Here is a 13,945-nt window from a genome sequence, read left to right on the forward strand (position 1 = left end):
CCCGCCACCGAGGAGTTCCCACCATGACCGACGGTCCACAGCAGAGCCCGGGCACGCCGGAAACCCAGCCGGACGCGAGTTTTCCGCCGCCGCCGCAAGGGCCCGTGTTGCGGTACACGCCGGGGCAGCCGCCTGCGGCCGAGGCCGGGCGGCTGAGCGGCGGGACCCAGCAGGCGTGGTCCACTCCCGCCGCGGTGCCGCAGCCGCCCTCGGCTCCCCTGCCGCCACAACCCGGCCTGCCCCCACACCCCGGGCCGCAGCAGCAGTGGACCGGCCAGCCCGGGATGCTTCAGCAAGGGCCGTTGAAGAGCGGCGTGCTCGCCGTGGTGGCGTTCGTGGTCGGGATCGTGGGCCTGATCGTCCCGTTCTTGCCGGTCGAGATGGACGACGCGCGCCTGGGTGGCACGCTCGACCTTCGGGCGTGGATCGGATTGCCGTTCGCACTGGTGGCGCTCGCTTTGGGCATCGCCGCGTGCGTGGGACGGCGGCGGATGAAGGCGCTGGCCATCGTGGGCATGGTGTTCGCGGCCCTCACGCTGGTGGTCGTCATCATCATGATCGCCAACCGCCTGATCTGAGGGCCACGCCGGTCCGACAGACCTAAGGCTTCGACGAGAAAGCCGCGTCGAACGCCGCCGTCGGGGGTGTGAAGTTCAGCCGCTTCACGAACTCCAACGCCTCCGGCGCGCCGGTCAGCCGGTCCATGCCGGCGTCTTCCCATTCGATCGAGATGGGGCCGTCGTAGGTGATGGCGTTGAGCATGCGGAAGACGTCTTCCCACGGGACGTCGCCGTGGCCGGTCGAGACGAAGTCCCAGCCGCGGCGCGGGTCGGCCCACGGGAGGTGCGAACCCAGCCTGCCGTTGCGGCCGTTGAGCTGCTTGCGGGCTTCCTTGCAGTCCACGTGGTAGATGCGGTCCTTGAAGTCCCACAGGAAACCCACGGGGTCGAGGTCCTGCCAGACGAAGTGCGACGGGTCGAAGTTCAGGCCGAAGGCCGGGCGGTGGCCGATCGCCTCCAGCGTGCGCACGGTCGTCCAGTAATCGTAGGCGATCTCGCTCGGGTGGACCTCGTGGGCGAAGCGGACGCCGACCTCGTCGAACACGTCGAGGATCGGGTTCCAGCGGGCCGCGAAGTCCTCGTAGCCGCGGTCGATCATCGACTGCGGCACCGGCGGGAACATCGCCACGGTGTGCCAGATGGACGATCCCGTGAAACCGACCACAGTGGACACACCCAGCAAAGCGGCCGCCCGCGCGGTGTCCTGCATCTCCGCGGCCGCCCGCCGGCGCACGCCCTCCGGTGACCCGTCGCCCCAGATGCGGGCGGGCAGGATGGCCTCGTGGCGCTCGTCGATGGGGTGGTCGCACACGGCCTGGCCCACCAGGTGGTTGGAGATCGTCCACACGCGAAGGTCGTACTTGGCCAGCGTGTCCCGTTTGGACTGCACGTACCCGTCGTCGGAAAGCGCTTTGTCGACTTCGAAGTGGTCGCCCCAGCAGGCGAGCTCGAGGCCGTCGTAGCCCCAGCCGCTCGCGAGGCGGCAGACCTCCTCGAAGGGCAGGTCGGCCCACTGCCCGGTGAACAGCGTCAGCGGTCGTGCCATCGAAAACCTCCTGATCAGACAACGGTCCACACGGAATCGGCGGCGGCGCTGCGTTCCACCGCGTCGAGCACGCGCTGCACCTGCAGCCCGTCGGCGAACGACGGCGCCGGGTCGGTGCCCGAAGCGAGCGCCACGAGGAAATCGCGCACCTCATGGGTGAAGGTGTGCTCGTAACCCAGGCCGTGGCCCGGCGGCCACCACGCGCCGACGTACGGGTGCTCCGGCTCGGTCACGAGGATCCGGCGGAACCCGGCGACCGACGGATCCAGCGTGTGGTCGTGGAAGTACAGCTCGTTCATGGCCTCGAAATCGAAGGCGAGGCTGCCCGCGGAACCGTTGAGCTCGATCCGCATCGAGTTCTTGCGCCCGGCCGCGAACCGCGTCGCCTCGAAGCTGCCCAGCGCGCCCGACGCGAACCGCGCGGTGAACAGCGCGGCGTCGTCCACCGTCACCTCACCCCGCGCGGACCCCGACGAAGCCGCCAGCCCCGACGACGAAGCGACCAGCGGCCGCTCGCGCACGAACGTCTCCGTCACCGCGCTCACGCCCGAAATCCGCGAGCCGGTCAGGAACTGCGCGAGATCCACGATGTGCGCGCCGATGTCGCCGAGCGCACCCGACCCCGCGCGGTCCTTTTGCAGCCGCCACACCAACGGGAACTCAGGATCGACGATCCAGTCCTGCAGGTACTGCGCCCGCACGTGCCGAAGCTCCCCCAGCCGCCCGTCGGCCACCAGCGACCGCGCGAACGCCAGCGCCGGCACGCGCCGATAGTTGAATGCCACCATCGACCGCACCCCGCGAGCGGTCGCCTCCTCGGCGGCAGCGGTCATCGCCGCGGCTTCGGCAACGGTGTTGGCCAGCGGTTTCTCACACAGCACGTGCTTGCCCGCGGCGAGCGCGGCCAGCGCGATCTCCGCGTGCGTGTCCCCCGGCGTGCAGATGTCGACGAGCCCCACCTCGTCGGACTCCACCAGCCGTTTCCAGTCCGTCTCCACGGAAGCCCAGCCGAGCTTCTCCGCGGCAGCCGACGCCGCCGCGGCGTCGCGTCCACACAGCACCGCCATCCGCGGCGTCAGCGGCACGTCGAAGGCGTGGTGCACGGTCCGCCACGCCTGGGAGTGGGCCGCGCCCATGAAGGCGTAGCCCACCATCCCGACGCCGATCTGCCCGGCCATCGAAAACCCTTTCACTCGAAGGAAACCGGCAGGTACTTGTCCACGTTCTCCTTGGTCACCACCGCCGAGAAAGTGGTCACCGAAGCGGGGATCTCCTGCTCCGCCAGGTCCGACACGCCCTTCGCCTGCCCGAGCAGCCGCGCGAGGCGCACGGCGGACGCGGCCATCGTCGGCGGGTAGAGCACAGTGGCCTTGAGTACCGAGGTGTCACCCTTGATCTGCTCCATCGCGGCCTTCGACCCGGCGCCGCCGACCATCAGGAAGTCGGACCGCCCGGCCTGGCGCACGGCCTGCAGCGCACCCACGCCCTGGTCGTCGTCGTGGTTCCAGATCGCGTTGAACTGCGGGTGCGCCTGCAGCAGCTCGGCCATGCGCGCCTGCCCGGTCGGCACGGTGAACTCGGCGGCCGCGCGGCCGACCTTGCGGATGCCCGGGTAGTTGGCCAGCGCGTCGTCGAAGCCCTGCGTGCGCTGACGGGTGAGCTCGAGGGTGTCGATGCCGGCGAGCTCGAGCACGGTGCCCTGCCCGTTGAGCTGCTGCCCGATGTAGTTGCCCGCGTTCACGCCCATGCGGTAGTTGTCGCCGCCCACCCACGTGCGGTAGGCCTGCGGCGAGTCGAAGATCCGGTCGAGGTTGATCACGGGGATGCCCGCGTTCATCGCCTTGCGCCCGGCCGGCGTGAGCTGCTTGCCGTCGGCCGGCAGCACCACGAGCACGTCGACCTTGCGGTTGATCAGCGCGTCGATCTGCGCCGACTGCGTGGCGGCGTCGTTCGACCCCTCCGCGACGACGAGCTCCACGTCGGGATGGCGCTGCGCTTCGGCCCGCGCGTTGACGGTGATCGCGTTGAGCCAGCCGTGGTCGGCCTGCGGCCCGGCGAACCCGACCGTGACTCTCTTGCCCGGCGCGTCCTGGGCGCCTTGGGGTGCGGTCGCGGCGGCGGGCGGTGGTTCCTCGTTGCTCGTGCACGCGGCGAGCGCGCCCACGCCCGCCAGGGTCGCTCCGGTCAGGAACGCGCGGCGGCGGATGTCGGTGTTCATCGGGTGGTCCTCTCACTCGAGTAGAGCGAAGCCCGCCGCTGCACGAGCACGGCGAGCACGATGATCACGCCCTTGGCCAGCTGCTGCACGGCCGTGGGCAGGTTGTTGAGGGTGAACAGCACGCTGATGACCGTGAACACGAGCACCCCGAGCACGGAGCCGACGAGCGTGCCGCGGCCGCCGGAGAGCAGGGTGCCGCCGATGATCACCGCCGCGATGGCGTCGAGCTCGTAGAGGTTGCCGTTGCCCGACGTGCCGCTGGAGGTGAGGATGATCAGCATCACGCTGGCGATGCCGCAGCACAGTCCGGAAAGGACATACAGCAGGCAGGTGTGCAGCTTCACGTTGATGCCCGCGAGCCGCGCGGCCTCCAGGTTGCCGCCGATCGCGTAGGTGCGGCGACCGAAGGTGGTGCGGTTGAGCACGAGCCAGCCGACGATCGCGACGGCCGCGAAGATCAGTACCAGCGGCGGGATGCCGAGCACGTAGCTGTCCTGGTAGCCGAGGTCGACGAGCGCCTGGTTGCTCGACGTCACGGTCTGCGTGCGGCCTTGCGAGAGCTGGATCGCCAGGCCGCGGGCCGACGCAAGCATCGCCAGCGTGCCGATGAACGCGACCAGCCGGCCGTACGCGATGAGCAGCCCGCTGACCAGGCCGCAGCCGACCCCCACGGCCACGGCGGTGAACACGATCCCGCCGATGCCGAACTGCTGCGTGGAGCGCGTGGTCGCCCACACCGTCGCGAGCGCCACCACCGCGCCGACGGACAGGTCGATGCCGCCGCCGATGATCACGAACGTCATGCCCACGGTGATCACGCCGATGACCGACGCCTGCGTGAGCACCAGCACCACCGTGCCGGTGGTGAGGAACTGGCCCGGTTCGGTCAGCGCGCCGATCAGCACCAGCACGGCCAGCACCCCGACCAGCCCGAGGTTGCGGGCCTCCCGCAGCCGCACCGAGAACCGGCGCGTGGGCTCGGGTGCCACCGCCTGTTCAGCGTTCATTCCGCACGCTCCTGCTCCTCGAGGATGAGATCGAGCACGGCCGATTCGTCGAGGTCGCGCCCCCGCGCCTCGGTGAGCACGCGGCCTTCGCGCAGCACCAGCACCCGATCGGCCAGGCCGAGGACCTCCGGCAGCTCGCTGGAGACCAGCACGATCGCGACGCCGGAATCGGCGAGGTCGCGGATCACGCGGTAGAGCTCGGCCCGCGCGCCGACGTCGACGCCGCGCGTCGGCTCGTCGAGCAGCAGCACGCGGCAGCCCTTGAGCAGCCAGCGCGCGAGCACGGCCTTCTGCTGATTGCCGCCCGAGAGCTTCCCCGCGGGCCTGCGGATGTCGGGCGGGCGCAGGTCGAGCGCCTCGGTGTGGCGGCGGACGGCGACGGTCTCGGCGCGGGAGTTGAACCAGCCGAACCGCGCGTAACGCCGCAGCGAGGCGAGGGAAACGTTGCGGGCCACGGACTCCTGCAGGAGCAGGGCCTGGCTCTTGCGTTCCTCCGGCGCCAGGCCGAGGCCGGCACGGACGGCCGACGTCACGCCGTTCCGCAGTGGTTTGCCGGCGAGCTTCACGTGGCCGGCGGTGGTTTTCCTCGCCCCGTAGACGGTTTCGAGGACTTCGGAGCGGCCCGACCCGACGAGTCCCGCGAGGCCGACGATCTCGCCTTCCCGCACGGTGAACGACACGTCTTCGAACGAGCCGGCCACGGTGAGGTCCTCGACCTCCAGCAGCACCGGGCGGTCGTCGAACGCGTCTTCGGCGGGCCGGGGCGGGAAGAGGTATTCGACGCGCCGTCCGGTCATCAGCGCGACCAGTTCGGTGGTCGGCGTGGTCCGGGCCGGGAGCCCGGTGGCGACGGTGTGGCCGTCTTTCAGGACGGTGACGCGGTCGCCGATCTCGCGGATCTCTTCGAGCCGATGGGAGATGTAGACGACGGCGACGCCGCGTTCGGTGAGGCCGCGGATCACGCGGAAGAGGTTCGCGACCTCGTCGCTGGCGAGGACGGCCGAGGGTTCGTCGAGCACGATCAGGCGCGCGTCGAGCGAGAGCGCGCGGGCGAGGCTCACGATCTGTTTGCCCGCAGCCGAGAGCGAGCCGACCTCGCGTTCGACGCGGATCTCGTGGTGCCCCAGCCGGTCCAGGAGTTTTCGCGCCTCGGCGCGCATGGTCGCGCGGTGCACCCAGCCCCCGCTGGCCTGCTCGTGGCCGAGGAAGATGTTCTCCGCCACGGAAAGCCCGTCGACGAGGTCGAGCTCCTGGTACAGCGTGGCGATGCCGCACTTGATGGCAGCGGTCGGGTTGGGCAGCTCCACGGGCTCGCCGCCGACGCGGATCTCCCCCGCGTCGGGCCGGTGCGCGCCGGCGAGCACCTTGATCAACGTGGACTTGCCGGCGCCGTTCTGGCCCAGCAGGCAGTGCACTTCCCCTTCGGCCACGCTCAGCTCGACGTCGTCGAGCGCGCGCACGCCGGGGAAACCCTTGCCGATCCCCGTCATTTCGAGAAGCGTCATCCGCTGTCCCTCTCCGCTCCTCCGGCGATAACCCGCGCGGGGTCGTCGAACACGGCTTCCAGCGCCACGTGGGCCCCGCCGCGCGAGGCGGCCGAGAAGCCCAGCCACGACAGCTCCACGCGGCAGCCGCCGATGTCGGGCGCGACCACGCGGGCCTTGAGCTCGGCCATCATCGGGCCGAGCAGGTATGGGCCGAGCTGCGCGAAGTAACCGCCGAGCAGCACCACGCGCGGGTTGAACACGTTCACGAGCACTGCCGCGCCCACGCCGAGCCCGGTGCCCACCTGGGCCAGCGCGTCGAGCGTGCGGCGGTCTTTCAGCTCCGCGCGGCGGCGCACCATGTCGAGGCGCTGTTCGAGGTCCAACGACGGGTCGTGCACCGGGTCGTTGGGCTCGGCCGCGAGCCGCAGCATCCCGGCGAGGCCCACGATCGTCTCCCAGCAGCCGCGCCTGCCACAGCCGCAGCGCCGGCCGTTCGGGTCGAGCTGGATGTGGCCGATCTCGCCGGAAAACCCTTCCGCGCCACCGAGGAGCCGGCCGCCGGAGATCACGCCGCCGCCGACGCCGATCTCGCCGGTGAGGTACACGAGGTCCGCGGTGCCGGCGACACTGCCCATCGCGTGCTCGCCGAGCGCGCCGAGGTTGGCGTCGTTGGCCATGCGGACGGGGAATCCCAGGCGGCCGAGCCGGTGGGTGAGCCGTTCGGTCAGGCCGGTGACCACGGGGACGTCGGTCCAGTGCAGGTTGGGCGCGAACGCCACGGTGCCGGCTTCCACGTCGACGAGGGCCGGAATCGCCAGCGTCAGCCCGACCGGCGAGACCTTGAGACGGCGGCATTCCCTGAGCGCTCTCGCGGCCAGCTCGGCCGTCGCGTCGAGGACCTTGGCCGGAGGAAGCGCTTGCACGTCGAGCGCCACGCGCTGTTCGAACAGGACGGTGCCGGTGAGATCCAGGGCCAGCGCGGTGAGGTAGTCGACGTTCACCTCGACGCCGACGCCGCCCACGCCGCGCCCGTCGAGCTCCACGATCGTGCCCGGCCGCCCGACCGCCCCCGCGCGTTCCAGCTCGCCCTCCCGCGCCAGCCCGCGCTCGACCAGCTCCGCGACGAGGCTCGACACCGTGGCCTTGTTCAGCCCCGTCTCCGCCGCGATGCCCGCCCGCGACCGCGGCCCGGCGTCACGCAGGTGCCGCAACACGAGCGCGAGGTTGCTGCGCCGCACCGAGGCCTGGTCCGCCGGCCGCGGTGGGCCGATGGGTCTCAGAGGCAGGGAGGAGTCCACGCTGACACCGCCAAGTTCGTCTGGTGGGGCAACAAATTAAGTCAGGGCGAACGAAGGGGTCAACGATGGAGGGATGGTAACGATCCCGGCAAAAGCCCCTAAATGCCGGAGTGACCTGGGGAAACTGTTCTTCGGGGCGTCGTGGGCCGTCCTTCGGATGGAGCACGGATTGGGATGAATCGATGGCCGAACCACTCACCCGTTCGGCTTCAGCCGCTCGGATGAGCCGGCCCGACGAGGTTGCGTGGACCGCTGGGCCAGCCGGGTGACCGCGGCGGGGTGGCCGCGGGGGAATTCGTTGGAAACGGCTGTTTGTCACCGTTCGGCGCGGCAAGTCGAAAGTCCTGCACGGCTGGCGAGTTAATTCGCGCGACGTTCGGTGGCGCCTGTGCCTAGACTTCCGCGCAACGCGCTGACGGAACCGAGTAGCGCGGGGTCCCGCGCCCACAGAGAGCCGCCATCGCTGAGAGGCGGCGCCGCGCCCCCGCCGCGAAGACACTCCCGAGCAGCGGGGAGGCAATGCCCCGCCGGCCGGCCCCCGACACCGGGCCCAGTTTTTCGAGGCCGCCTTTGTCCCGGCGGCGAAGGTGCGGTGGTACCGCGAGTTCCCTTCTCGCCCGCACCCCCAAGGGGTCGCCGAGTTCGCTCGAGGAGAGTGGATGTTCCCTCGCACCCTGGTCGCCGACCTGCCCACGCACACCGGCACCACCACGACCATCGCCGGCTGGCTCCACCGCCGGCGCACCCTGAAATCTGTGACGTTCCTGGTGATCCGGGACCGTACGGGGTTGGCCCAGGTGGTGTTCAGTGCACCACCTCGCCCCGGCCCGAACACGCCCCCGCCCTCCCAGGGGGGCGTCCCCGAGCCAATTCTATCGCCCACCCCCGACAAAAACGGCGGCCAAGTCGAAATGGGGCCGAGTTGTCCACAACTCGGGTCGGGTGTGGACAAGTCCGCAGACCGCACCGAAATCCCGCAGCTGAGCGAAGAAACGGTCGTCGAGGTAACCGGGCGAGTCGTCGCCAACAAGCAGGCACCCGGCGGGATCGAGATCGTAGAAGCGACCATCAAAGTACTTGCCACACCTGAGAAACAGCCGCCGTTCGACCTCTACCGGCCCACAATCCCGGCGGCACTGCCGACGGTTCTCGACAACGCGGCCGTCGCACTCAGGCATCCCGAGTTGAAGCGGCGGCACGAGATCGCGGCTCGCAGTGTCGCGGCATTCCGGCGCGCCCTCGACGACCGCGGCTTCACCGAGGTTCACACGCCCAAAATCGTGGCCACCAGCACGGAATCCGGCGCCAACGTCTTCCAGCTCGACTACTTCGGCAAACCGGCCTATCTCGCGCAGTCACCGCAGTTCTTCAAACAGGCGTTGGTCGGCGTCTTCGAACGGGTCTACGAAGTCGGCCCGGTCTTCCGCGCCGAACCCCACGACACCGCGCGCCACCTCGCGCAGTACACGAGCCTGGACGCGGAACTCGGCTTCATCCACGACCACCGCGACGTGATGGCTGTGCTGCGGGACGTGATCGCGGAAATGGCCTCGGCTGTGGGTCCTGAAGCTCCTGAAGTACCCCTGGAAATCCCGGCCATCTCCTACCCCGCGGCGCAGCAGATCTTGCACAGCACCGAACCCGACCTCTCCCCCGAAGACGAACGCCACCTCGGCGAATGGGCCCTGGACAACCACAACTCGGAGTTCCTCTTCGTCACCGGTTACCCCATGGCCAAACGCCCCTTCTACACCCACCCGGACCCAGCGCATCCGGGCCTGTCCAACAGCTTCGACCTCCTCTTCCGCGGCCTCGAACTCGTCACGGGCGGCCAACGGCTGCACCACTACGCCGACTACCTCGCCGCACTCGGCCCCGACGCCGACCAGTACCGCGACTACCTCGCGACGTTCGTCCACGGCATGCCGCCCCACGGCGGCTTCGCCATCGGCCTCGAACGGTGGGTCGCGCGGGTGCTGAAGGTGCCGAACATCCGCGGTACGACCCTGTTCCCGCGCGACCTGCATCGACTGAGGCCGTAAGAGACCTAAGTGGACGGTGGCGCGGGAAATCGGTGGTCAACCCATCGGGTAAAATTCAGCGTCCCGCGCATCCGCCGGGCGGGTAAGGGGTGAGCGAGCCAGGGGGCCGGCCATGGTGAGTCGTCGACGCCGAACCGTGCTGTGGCTCGGCGGCGCAGTGCTGGCGCTGTGCGCCGGCCTCCTGGTCATCGCCGGCACCCCCACCGTGTGGCTCGGCCGGCAGGTCACCGACACACCGGTCTTGCCCATGCCGACCCGGGCGGAGGCGGAAGCCCTGCTCAACCAGGCAACCGGCTTCGCCCGGGCGCACGACTACGCGGGCTTGTGCCAGACCGTCGCGCAGGATGCAGGCGCCTGTCAGAAGGTGCTCGATCGGGCGGATGTCTCGCACGCGGCACCCTCCTCCGCACCGCCTGCGGTGGAAGGTGCGATCAGTCAACCGGACAGGGACACCGTGCAGGGAGCCGAGGTGCTGCACATCCGAGGCACCCGCGCGGACGGCACCTCCTACACCGCCGATTTCTCCGCCGTTCGGACCCCGGACGGGCAGGTCCGGAGCCAGAACGCCGTCTACTGGTTCAGCAGCCTCGACAAACCGGCCTAAGTGGACGGTGCCGACTCCGGTGCAGGAGTCACCGGCTTCGGCACCCCCTCAGGTTCGGGTTCGATATGCGGCAACAGCCGATCCAGCCAAGGCGGCAGCCACCAACTGTGCTTTCCCAGCAAGAACATCGCCGCCGGCACGATGATCAGCCGGATGATCGTCGCGTCGATCAGCACGCTGACCCCGAGGCCCAGGGCCAAGATCTTGATCACCACATTCGGCGAAGCCAGGAACGCGAAGAACACACACACCATGATCACCGCGGCCGACGAGATCACCCGAGCGGTCACCGCGAGACCATCAGCCACACTCACGTGGTTGTCCTTCGTACGCAGCCAAGCCTCGTGCACCCGCGAGAGCAGGAACACTTCGTAATCCATAGACAGGCCGAACACGATGGCGAACATGATCATCGGCACGTACGACTCGATCGGCACCTTCTCGTGCACCCCCAGCAGCGCCCCGCCCCAGCCCCACTGGAACACCGCGACGATCACGCCGTACGAAGCGGCGATCGACAGCAAGTTCAGCAACGCGGCCTTCAACGCCAACACCGGGCTGCGGAAAGACAGCAGCAGCAACACGAACGCAGCCGCCACCACCACGCCGATGATCGTGGGCAGGCGGGCGGCGACGATGTCGCGGAAGTCGAGCTGGCCGGCCGTCATGCCGGTGACGTAGCTGGTCGCGCCGGCGAGGACCGGGGGCAGGGTCTGCGTGCGTAGCGTGCCGAGGAGCTCGTCGGTGGCAGCGTCCTGCGGGCCCGTGGTGGGGGTGACGGTGGACAGCATCAGCGCGCCGTCCGGGCTGGGCGACATCGGGGTGGCCGAGGCGACGCCGGGGGTTTTCGCCAGGGCCTGCTGGACAGCCGAGCCCAAAGCCACGTCGGACGATTCCACGACGACGGTGAACTGACCGTTGGCGCCCGGGCCGAAGCCGCTGCTGATGGCGTCGTAGGCCTGGCGCGTGGTGGTGCCGGCCGGGTCGGCGCCTTCGTCGATGTGGCCCAGCTCCATGGAGAACGCGGGGATGGCGAGCACCGCGGCCACGAGCACGCCGCCGCCGAGGTAGCGCCAGGGGTGGCGGTCGATGCGCACGGCGTAGCGGTGCCAGGCGCTTTCCTTGCCGTCGGCCGACTGCTCGGCCACGGGCTTGCGCACGTGCCAGCGGTCGATCCGCCGCCCGGACAGGCCGAGCAGCGCGGGCACGAGCGTGGTCGCCGCGATCCCGGCCACGACCACCGTGATCGCGGCGGCCAGGCCGAGCTTCCCGATGAACGCGACGCCGACGGTGAACAGGCCCATCAGCGCGATGACCACCGTCGTCGCCGCGATGAGCACCGAACGGCCGCTGGTGGCGACGGTGCGGCCGGCGGCCGTGACCGGATCGGCGCCGTCGAGCAGGTGCTGGCGGAAGCGCGTGGTGAGGAAGAGGGCGTAGTCGATGCCGACGCCGAGGCCGATCATGATCGCCAGCGTCGGCGAGGCCGTGGCGAAGCTGATCGCGGCCGCCAGCAGGCCGAGGATGCCGAGGCCGGTCGCGACGCCGATCACCGACGTGACGATCGGCAGGCCGGCGGCGATCACACTGCCGAAAGCCAGTAGCAGTACCAGAATCGCGACGATGATGCCCACGGACTCCGAGCGCAGGTCGCCGGCGCCGGGTTCGGCCGCCTTGCCGAGTGCGCCGCTGTAGTCGACCTGGACACCGGTCGCGCGGAGGGGATCGGTGGCCTTGTCGATGCCGTCGACGAGGTCGGTGCCGAGCGCGGCGGGCTTGTCGTCGAACTGGATGTTGGCGAAGGCGACGCGGCCGTCGGGCGCGGTGGTGCCGGGCGCGAGCGGGTCGGACAGCGACACGACGTGGGGCACGGCGCGGACCGCCGTCGCGGCCTGCTCGATGGCCGCGCTCTGGCTGCTCAGCGTGCCGGAGTCAGTGGTGAAGACCAGGCGCGCGCTGTTCGAACCACCGACGACGCCGTGCTCGGCGAGCACAGTGCTGCCGCGGCCGGATTCGGCGTCGGGCAGGCTGAAGTCGTCACTGTACGTACCGCCCACGAGGTTGTTGGCCACCGTCGCGCCGGCCAGCACCAGGATCCAGATCACGATCACCGGCCACGGACGCGCGGCGCACCACCGACCGAGGCGTTCGAGGATTCCGGCGGGGGCTTCTTCCGTGATACGAGCGTTTTCCGTCATTTCGCCACCCGGCTTCCGGGAGTTTTCCCGGTTCAGCCTCACGCGGCGAATGGTGTAGGCCTAGGGTCGAAGGTCCTCGGACGGCCCCAGCCGGATGGTGACGGTGCGTTACTGCTTCGCGAAGGCGAGCGAACCGAGCGCGACGACGAGGGGCGCCAGCTCCGGCAGCTCCTCGGCCTCGGCGAGCGCGGCCGACAGCGTGGCGTCGTGCGTCGGACGGGCCGCGTCGAGCAACTCCCGGCCCGCGACGGTCACCTCGGTGTAGATGCCGCGCCGGTCCGTCGGGCAGAGGTAGCGCGACAGCAGGCCGCGGTCCTCGAGCCGCGTCACCAGGCGGGTGGTGGCCGACTGGCTCAGCACCACGGCGTTGGCCAGCTGGTTCATCCGCAGGTGGAAGCCGTCCTGGCGGGCGAGCACGTCGAGCACGGTGTACTCGCTCACCGACAGCTCGTGGTCGCGCTCGAGCGCGCGCTGCAGCCGGTCTTCGATGCGCGCGTGCAACGCGGCCAGAGTGCGCCAGCCCTGCGCCCGGGCCTCCACGGCGTCGTCAGCCAGTGACACGGTTCACCCCTTCTCGCCGACCCCCGCGGTTGCGGGTGGTTCGCCCTTCAGGCACTATCGAGCGTGTGCAAATAACCGCGTGCGCAAGTATTGCTGACGCTCGTAATCGTCTGCTGCCACTGTACTCGCGAACGCAGGAAGGGGTATCCACCCGATGAACATCGACCTGAGCGGGCGCACCGCCCTGGTCACGGGGTCCACCGCCGGTATCGGCGAGGCCGCGGCCGCGGCACTGGCCGCCGCGGGGGCCGACGTGGTGGTGAACGGCCGCAACGCCGATCGCGTGGCCGCAGTCGCGAAGCACCTGGGCGTGCGCGGGATCGCCGCCGACGTCGGCACAGCGGAGGGCGTGGCATCGCTTGTTGAGCAGCTGCCGGACGTGGACGTGCTGGTGAACAACGCGGGCGTCTTCGCGCCGATCCCGGTGTTCGAGATCAGCGACGAGGAGTGGCTCCGGATCTACCAGGTGAACGTGCTCTCGGGCGTCCGGCTGACGCGGCACTACGCACCCAGGATGGTGAATCGCGGGTGGGGCCGGGTGATCTTCGTCAGCAGTGAATCGGCGGTTCAGCCGCCGACCGAGATGGTCCACTACGGTATGACGAAGACGGCCCAGCTGGCGTTGTCCCGCGGGATGGCGCAGGAGGTGGCCGGCACGGGCGTCACCGTCAACAGCGTGCTGCCCGGACCCACGCTCACCGAGGGCGTGCGCGAGTTCGTGCGCAGCCTGTACCCGGACCTCGACTTCGCCGAGGCCGAGCGGCGGTTCATGGCCCAGGACCGTCCGACCTCCCTGCTGGGCCGCCTGATCCGCCCGGAGGAGGTGGCGAACCTCATCACCTACGTCGCCTCCGACCAGGCCGCCGCGACCACCGGGGGCGCGCTGCGCGTCGACGGCGGGGTCGCGTCGGCGATCATTCCGTGA

The 13,945-nt window shown here is 70.1% G+C and carries 12 protein-coding genes and 1 pseudogene; 5 read left to right on the forward strand and 8 right to left on the reverse strand.

What is annotated here, in order from left to right:
• Positions 1–23 precede the first annotated feature (23 nt).
• Positions 24–578, forward strand: a complete 555-nt coding sequence (locus AB0H62_RS09445; RefSeq protein ID WP_220242947.1) for a hypothetical protein — start codon at positions 24–26, stop codon at positions 576–578.
• Between the two features lie 22 nt (positions 579–600).
• Here AB0H62_RS09445 and AB0H62_RS09450 read toward each other — a convergent pair whose 3' ends face one another.
• From AB0H62_RS09450 to AB0H62_RS09475, 6 genes are read right to left on the reverse strand one after another with little or no spacing between them, the layout of a single operon-like run.
• Positions 601–1,605 (reverse strand): sugar phosphate isomerase/epimerase family protein, encoded by a 1,005-nt coding sequence (locus AB0H62_RS09450; RefSeq protein ID WP_360585199.1) that lies wholly within the window; start codon positions 1,603–1,605, stop codon positions 601–603.
• A 14-nt stretch (positions 1,606–1,619) separates the two neighbouring features.
• Positions 1,620–2,783 (reverse strand): Gfo/Idh/MocA family oxidoreductase, encoded by a 1,164-nt coding sequence (locus tag AB0H62_RS09455; protein WP_220242949.1) that lies wholly within the window; start codon positions 2,781–2,783, stop codon positions 1,620–1,622.
• 11 nt (positions 2,784–2,794) lie between these two features.
• A complete protein-coding gene (locus AB0H62_RS09460) occupies positions 2,795–3,823 on the reverse strand; it encodes a substrate-binding domain-containing protein (protein ID WP_360585201.1) in 1,029 nt (342 codons plus the stop codon).
• Positions 3,820–4,830 (reverse strand): ABC transporter permease, encoded by a 1,011-nt coding sequence (locus tag AB0H62_RS09465; protein ID WP_360585203.1) that lies wholly within the window; start codon positions 4,828–4,830, stop codon positions 3,820–3,822. The genes AB0H62_RS09460 and AB0H62_RS09465 overlap by 4 nt, the downstream gene beginning before the upstream one ends.
• Entirely contained in the window at positions 4,827–6,335 is a 1,509-nt protein-coding gene (locus AB0H62_RS09470; protein WP_360585205.1) for a sugar ABC transporter ATP-binding protein, read from the reverse strand. The genes AB0H62_RS09465 and AB0H62_RS09470 overlap by 4 nt, the downstream gene beginning before the upstream one ends.
• Complete coding sequence (locus AB0H62_RS09475; protein WP_360585207.1) at positions 6,332–7,555, reverse strand: ROK family transcriptional regulator; 1,224 nt, start codon at positions 7,553–7,555, stop codon at positions 6,332–6,334. The genes AB0H62_RS09470 and AB0H62_RS09475 overlap by 4 nt, the downstream gene beginning before the upstream one ends.
• A gap of 719 nt (positions 7,556–8,274) precedes the next feature.
• On the opposite strand from AB0H62_RS09475, the pseudogene AB0H62_RS09480 reads away from it, so the two are divergent.
• From AB0H62_RS09480 to AB0H62_RS09490, 3 genes and pseudogenes are all read left to right on the forward strand, one after another.
• Positions 8,275–8,412, forward strand: a pseudogene (locus tag AB0H62_RS09480) (aspartate--tRNA(Asn) ligase); the annotation flags it as partial.
• A gap of 147 nt (positions 8,413–8,559) precedes the next feature.
• Entirely contained in the window at positions 8,560–9,657 is a 1,098-nt protein-coding gene (aspS, locus tag AB0H62_RS09485; RefSeq protein ID WP_360585403.1) for an aspartate--tRNA(Asn) ligase, read from the forward strand.
• 136 nt (positions 9,658–9,793) lie between these two features.
• Complete coding sequence (locus tag AB0H62_RS09490) at positions 9,794–10,261, forward strand: hypothetical protein (protein ID WP_360585209.1); 468 nt, start codon at positions 9,794–9,796, stop codon at positions 10,259–10,261.
• Here the strand turns inward: AB0H62_RS09490 and AB0H62_RS09495 are convergent.
• Both AB0H62_RS09495 and AB0H62_RS09500 read right to left on the reverse strand, forming a co-directional pair.
• Complete coding sequence (locus AB0H62_RS09495) at positions 10,258–12,459, reverse strand: MMPL family transporter (protein ID WP_360585211.1); 2,202 nt, start codon at positions 12,457–12,459, stop codon at positions 10,258–10,260. The two genes, AB0H62_RS09490 and AB0H62_RS09495, sit on opposite strands and share 4 nt — an antisense overlap.
• Positions 12,460–12,567: 108 nt before the next feature.
• On the reverse strand, positions 12,568–13,020 hold the full coding sequence (locus tag AB0H62_RS09500; protein ID WP_220242955.1) for a MarR family transcriptional regulator: 453 nt from the start codon (positions 13,018–13,020) through the stop codon (positions 12,568–12,570).
• A gap of 154 nt (positions 13,021–13,174) precedes the next feature.
• Here AB0H62_RS09500 and AB0H62_RS09505 point away from each other — a divergent pair, with 154 nt between their 5' ends.
• Positions 13,175–13,945: an SDR family oxidoreductase gene (locus AB0H62_RS09505; RefSeq protein ID WP_360585213.1), complete on the forward strand. Its 771-nt coding sequence runs from the start codon at positions 13,175–13,177 to the stop codon at positions 13,943–13,945.

It is taken from the genome of Amycolatopsis sp. NPDC050768 (genome assembly GCF_040654155.1).
Classification (GTDB): Bacteria; Actinomycetota; Actinomycetes; order Mycobacteriales; family Pseudonocardiaceae; genus Amycolatopsis.

Excerpts from the sequence above, each read along its gene's own strand:
- AB0H62_RS09445 (WP_220242947.1), top strand. The coding sequence starts at position 24 with ATGACCGACGGTCCACAGCAGAGCCCGGGCACGCCGGAAACCCAGCCG.
- AB0H62_RS09450 (WP_360585199.1), bottom strand. The coding sequence starts at position 1,605 with ATGGCACGACCGCTGACGCTGTTCACCGGGCAGTGGGCCGACCTGCCC.
- AB0H62_RS09455 (WP_220242949.1), bottom strand. The coding sequence starts at position 2,783 with ATGGCCGGGCAGATCGGCGTCGGGATGGTGGGCTACGCCTTCATGGGC.
- AB0H62_RS09460 (WP_360585201.1), bottom strand. The coding sequence starts at position 3,823 with ATGAACACCGACATCCGCCGCCGCGCGTTCCTGACCGGAGCGACCCTG.
- AB0H62_RS09465 (WP_360585203.1), bottom strand. The coding sequence starts at position 4,830 with ATGAACGCTGAACAGGCGGTGGCACCCGAGCCCACGCGCCGGTTCTCG.
- AB0H62_RS09470 (WP_360585205.1), bottom strand. The coding sequence starts at position 6,335 with ATGACGCTTCTCGAAATGACGGGGATCGGCAAGGGTTTCCCCGGCGTG.
- AB0H62_RS09495 (WP_360585211.1), bottom strand. The coding sequence starts at position 12,459 with ATGACGGAAAACGCTCGTATCACGGAAGAAGCCCCCGCCGGAATCCTC.
- AB0H62_RS09505 (WP_360585213.1), top strand. The coding sequence starts at position 13,175 with ATGAACATCGACCTGAGCGGGCGCACCGCCCTGGTCACGGGGTCCACC.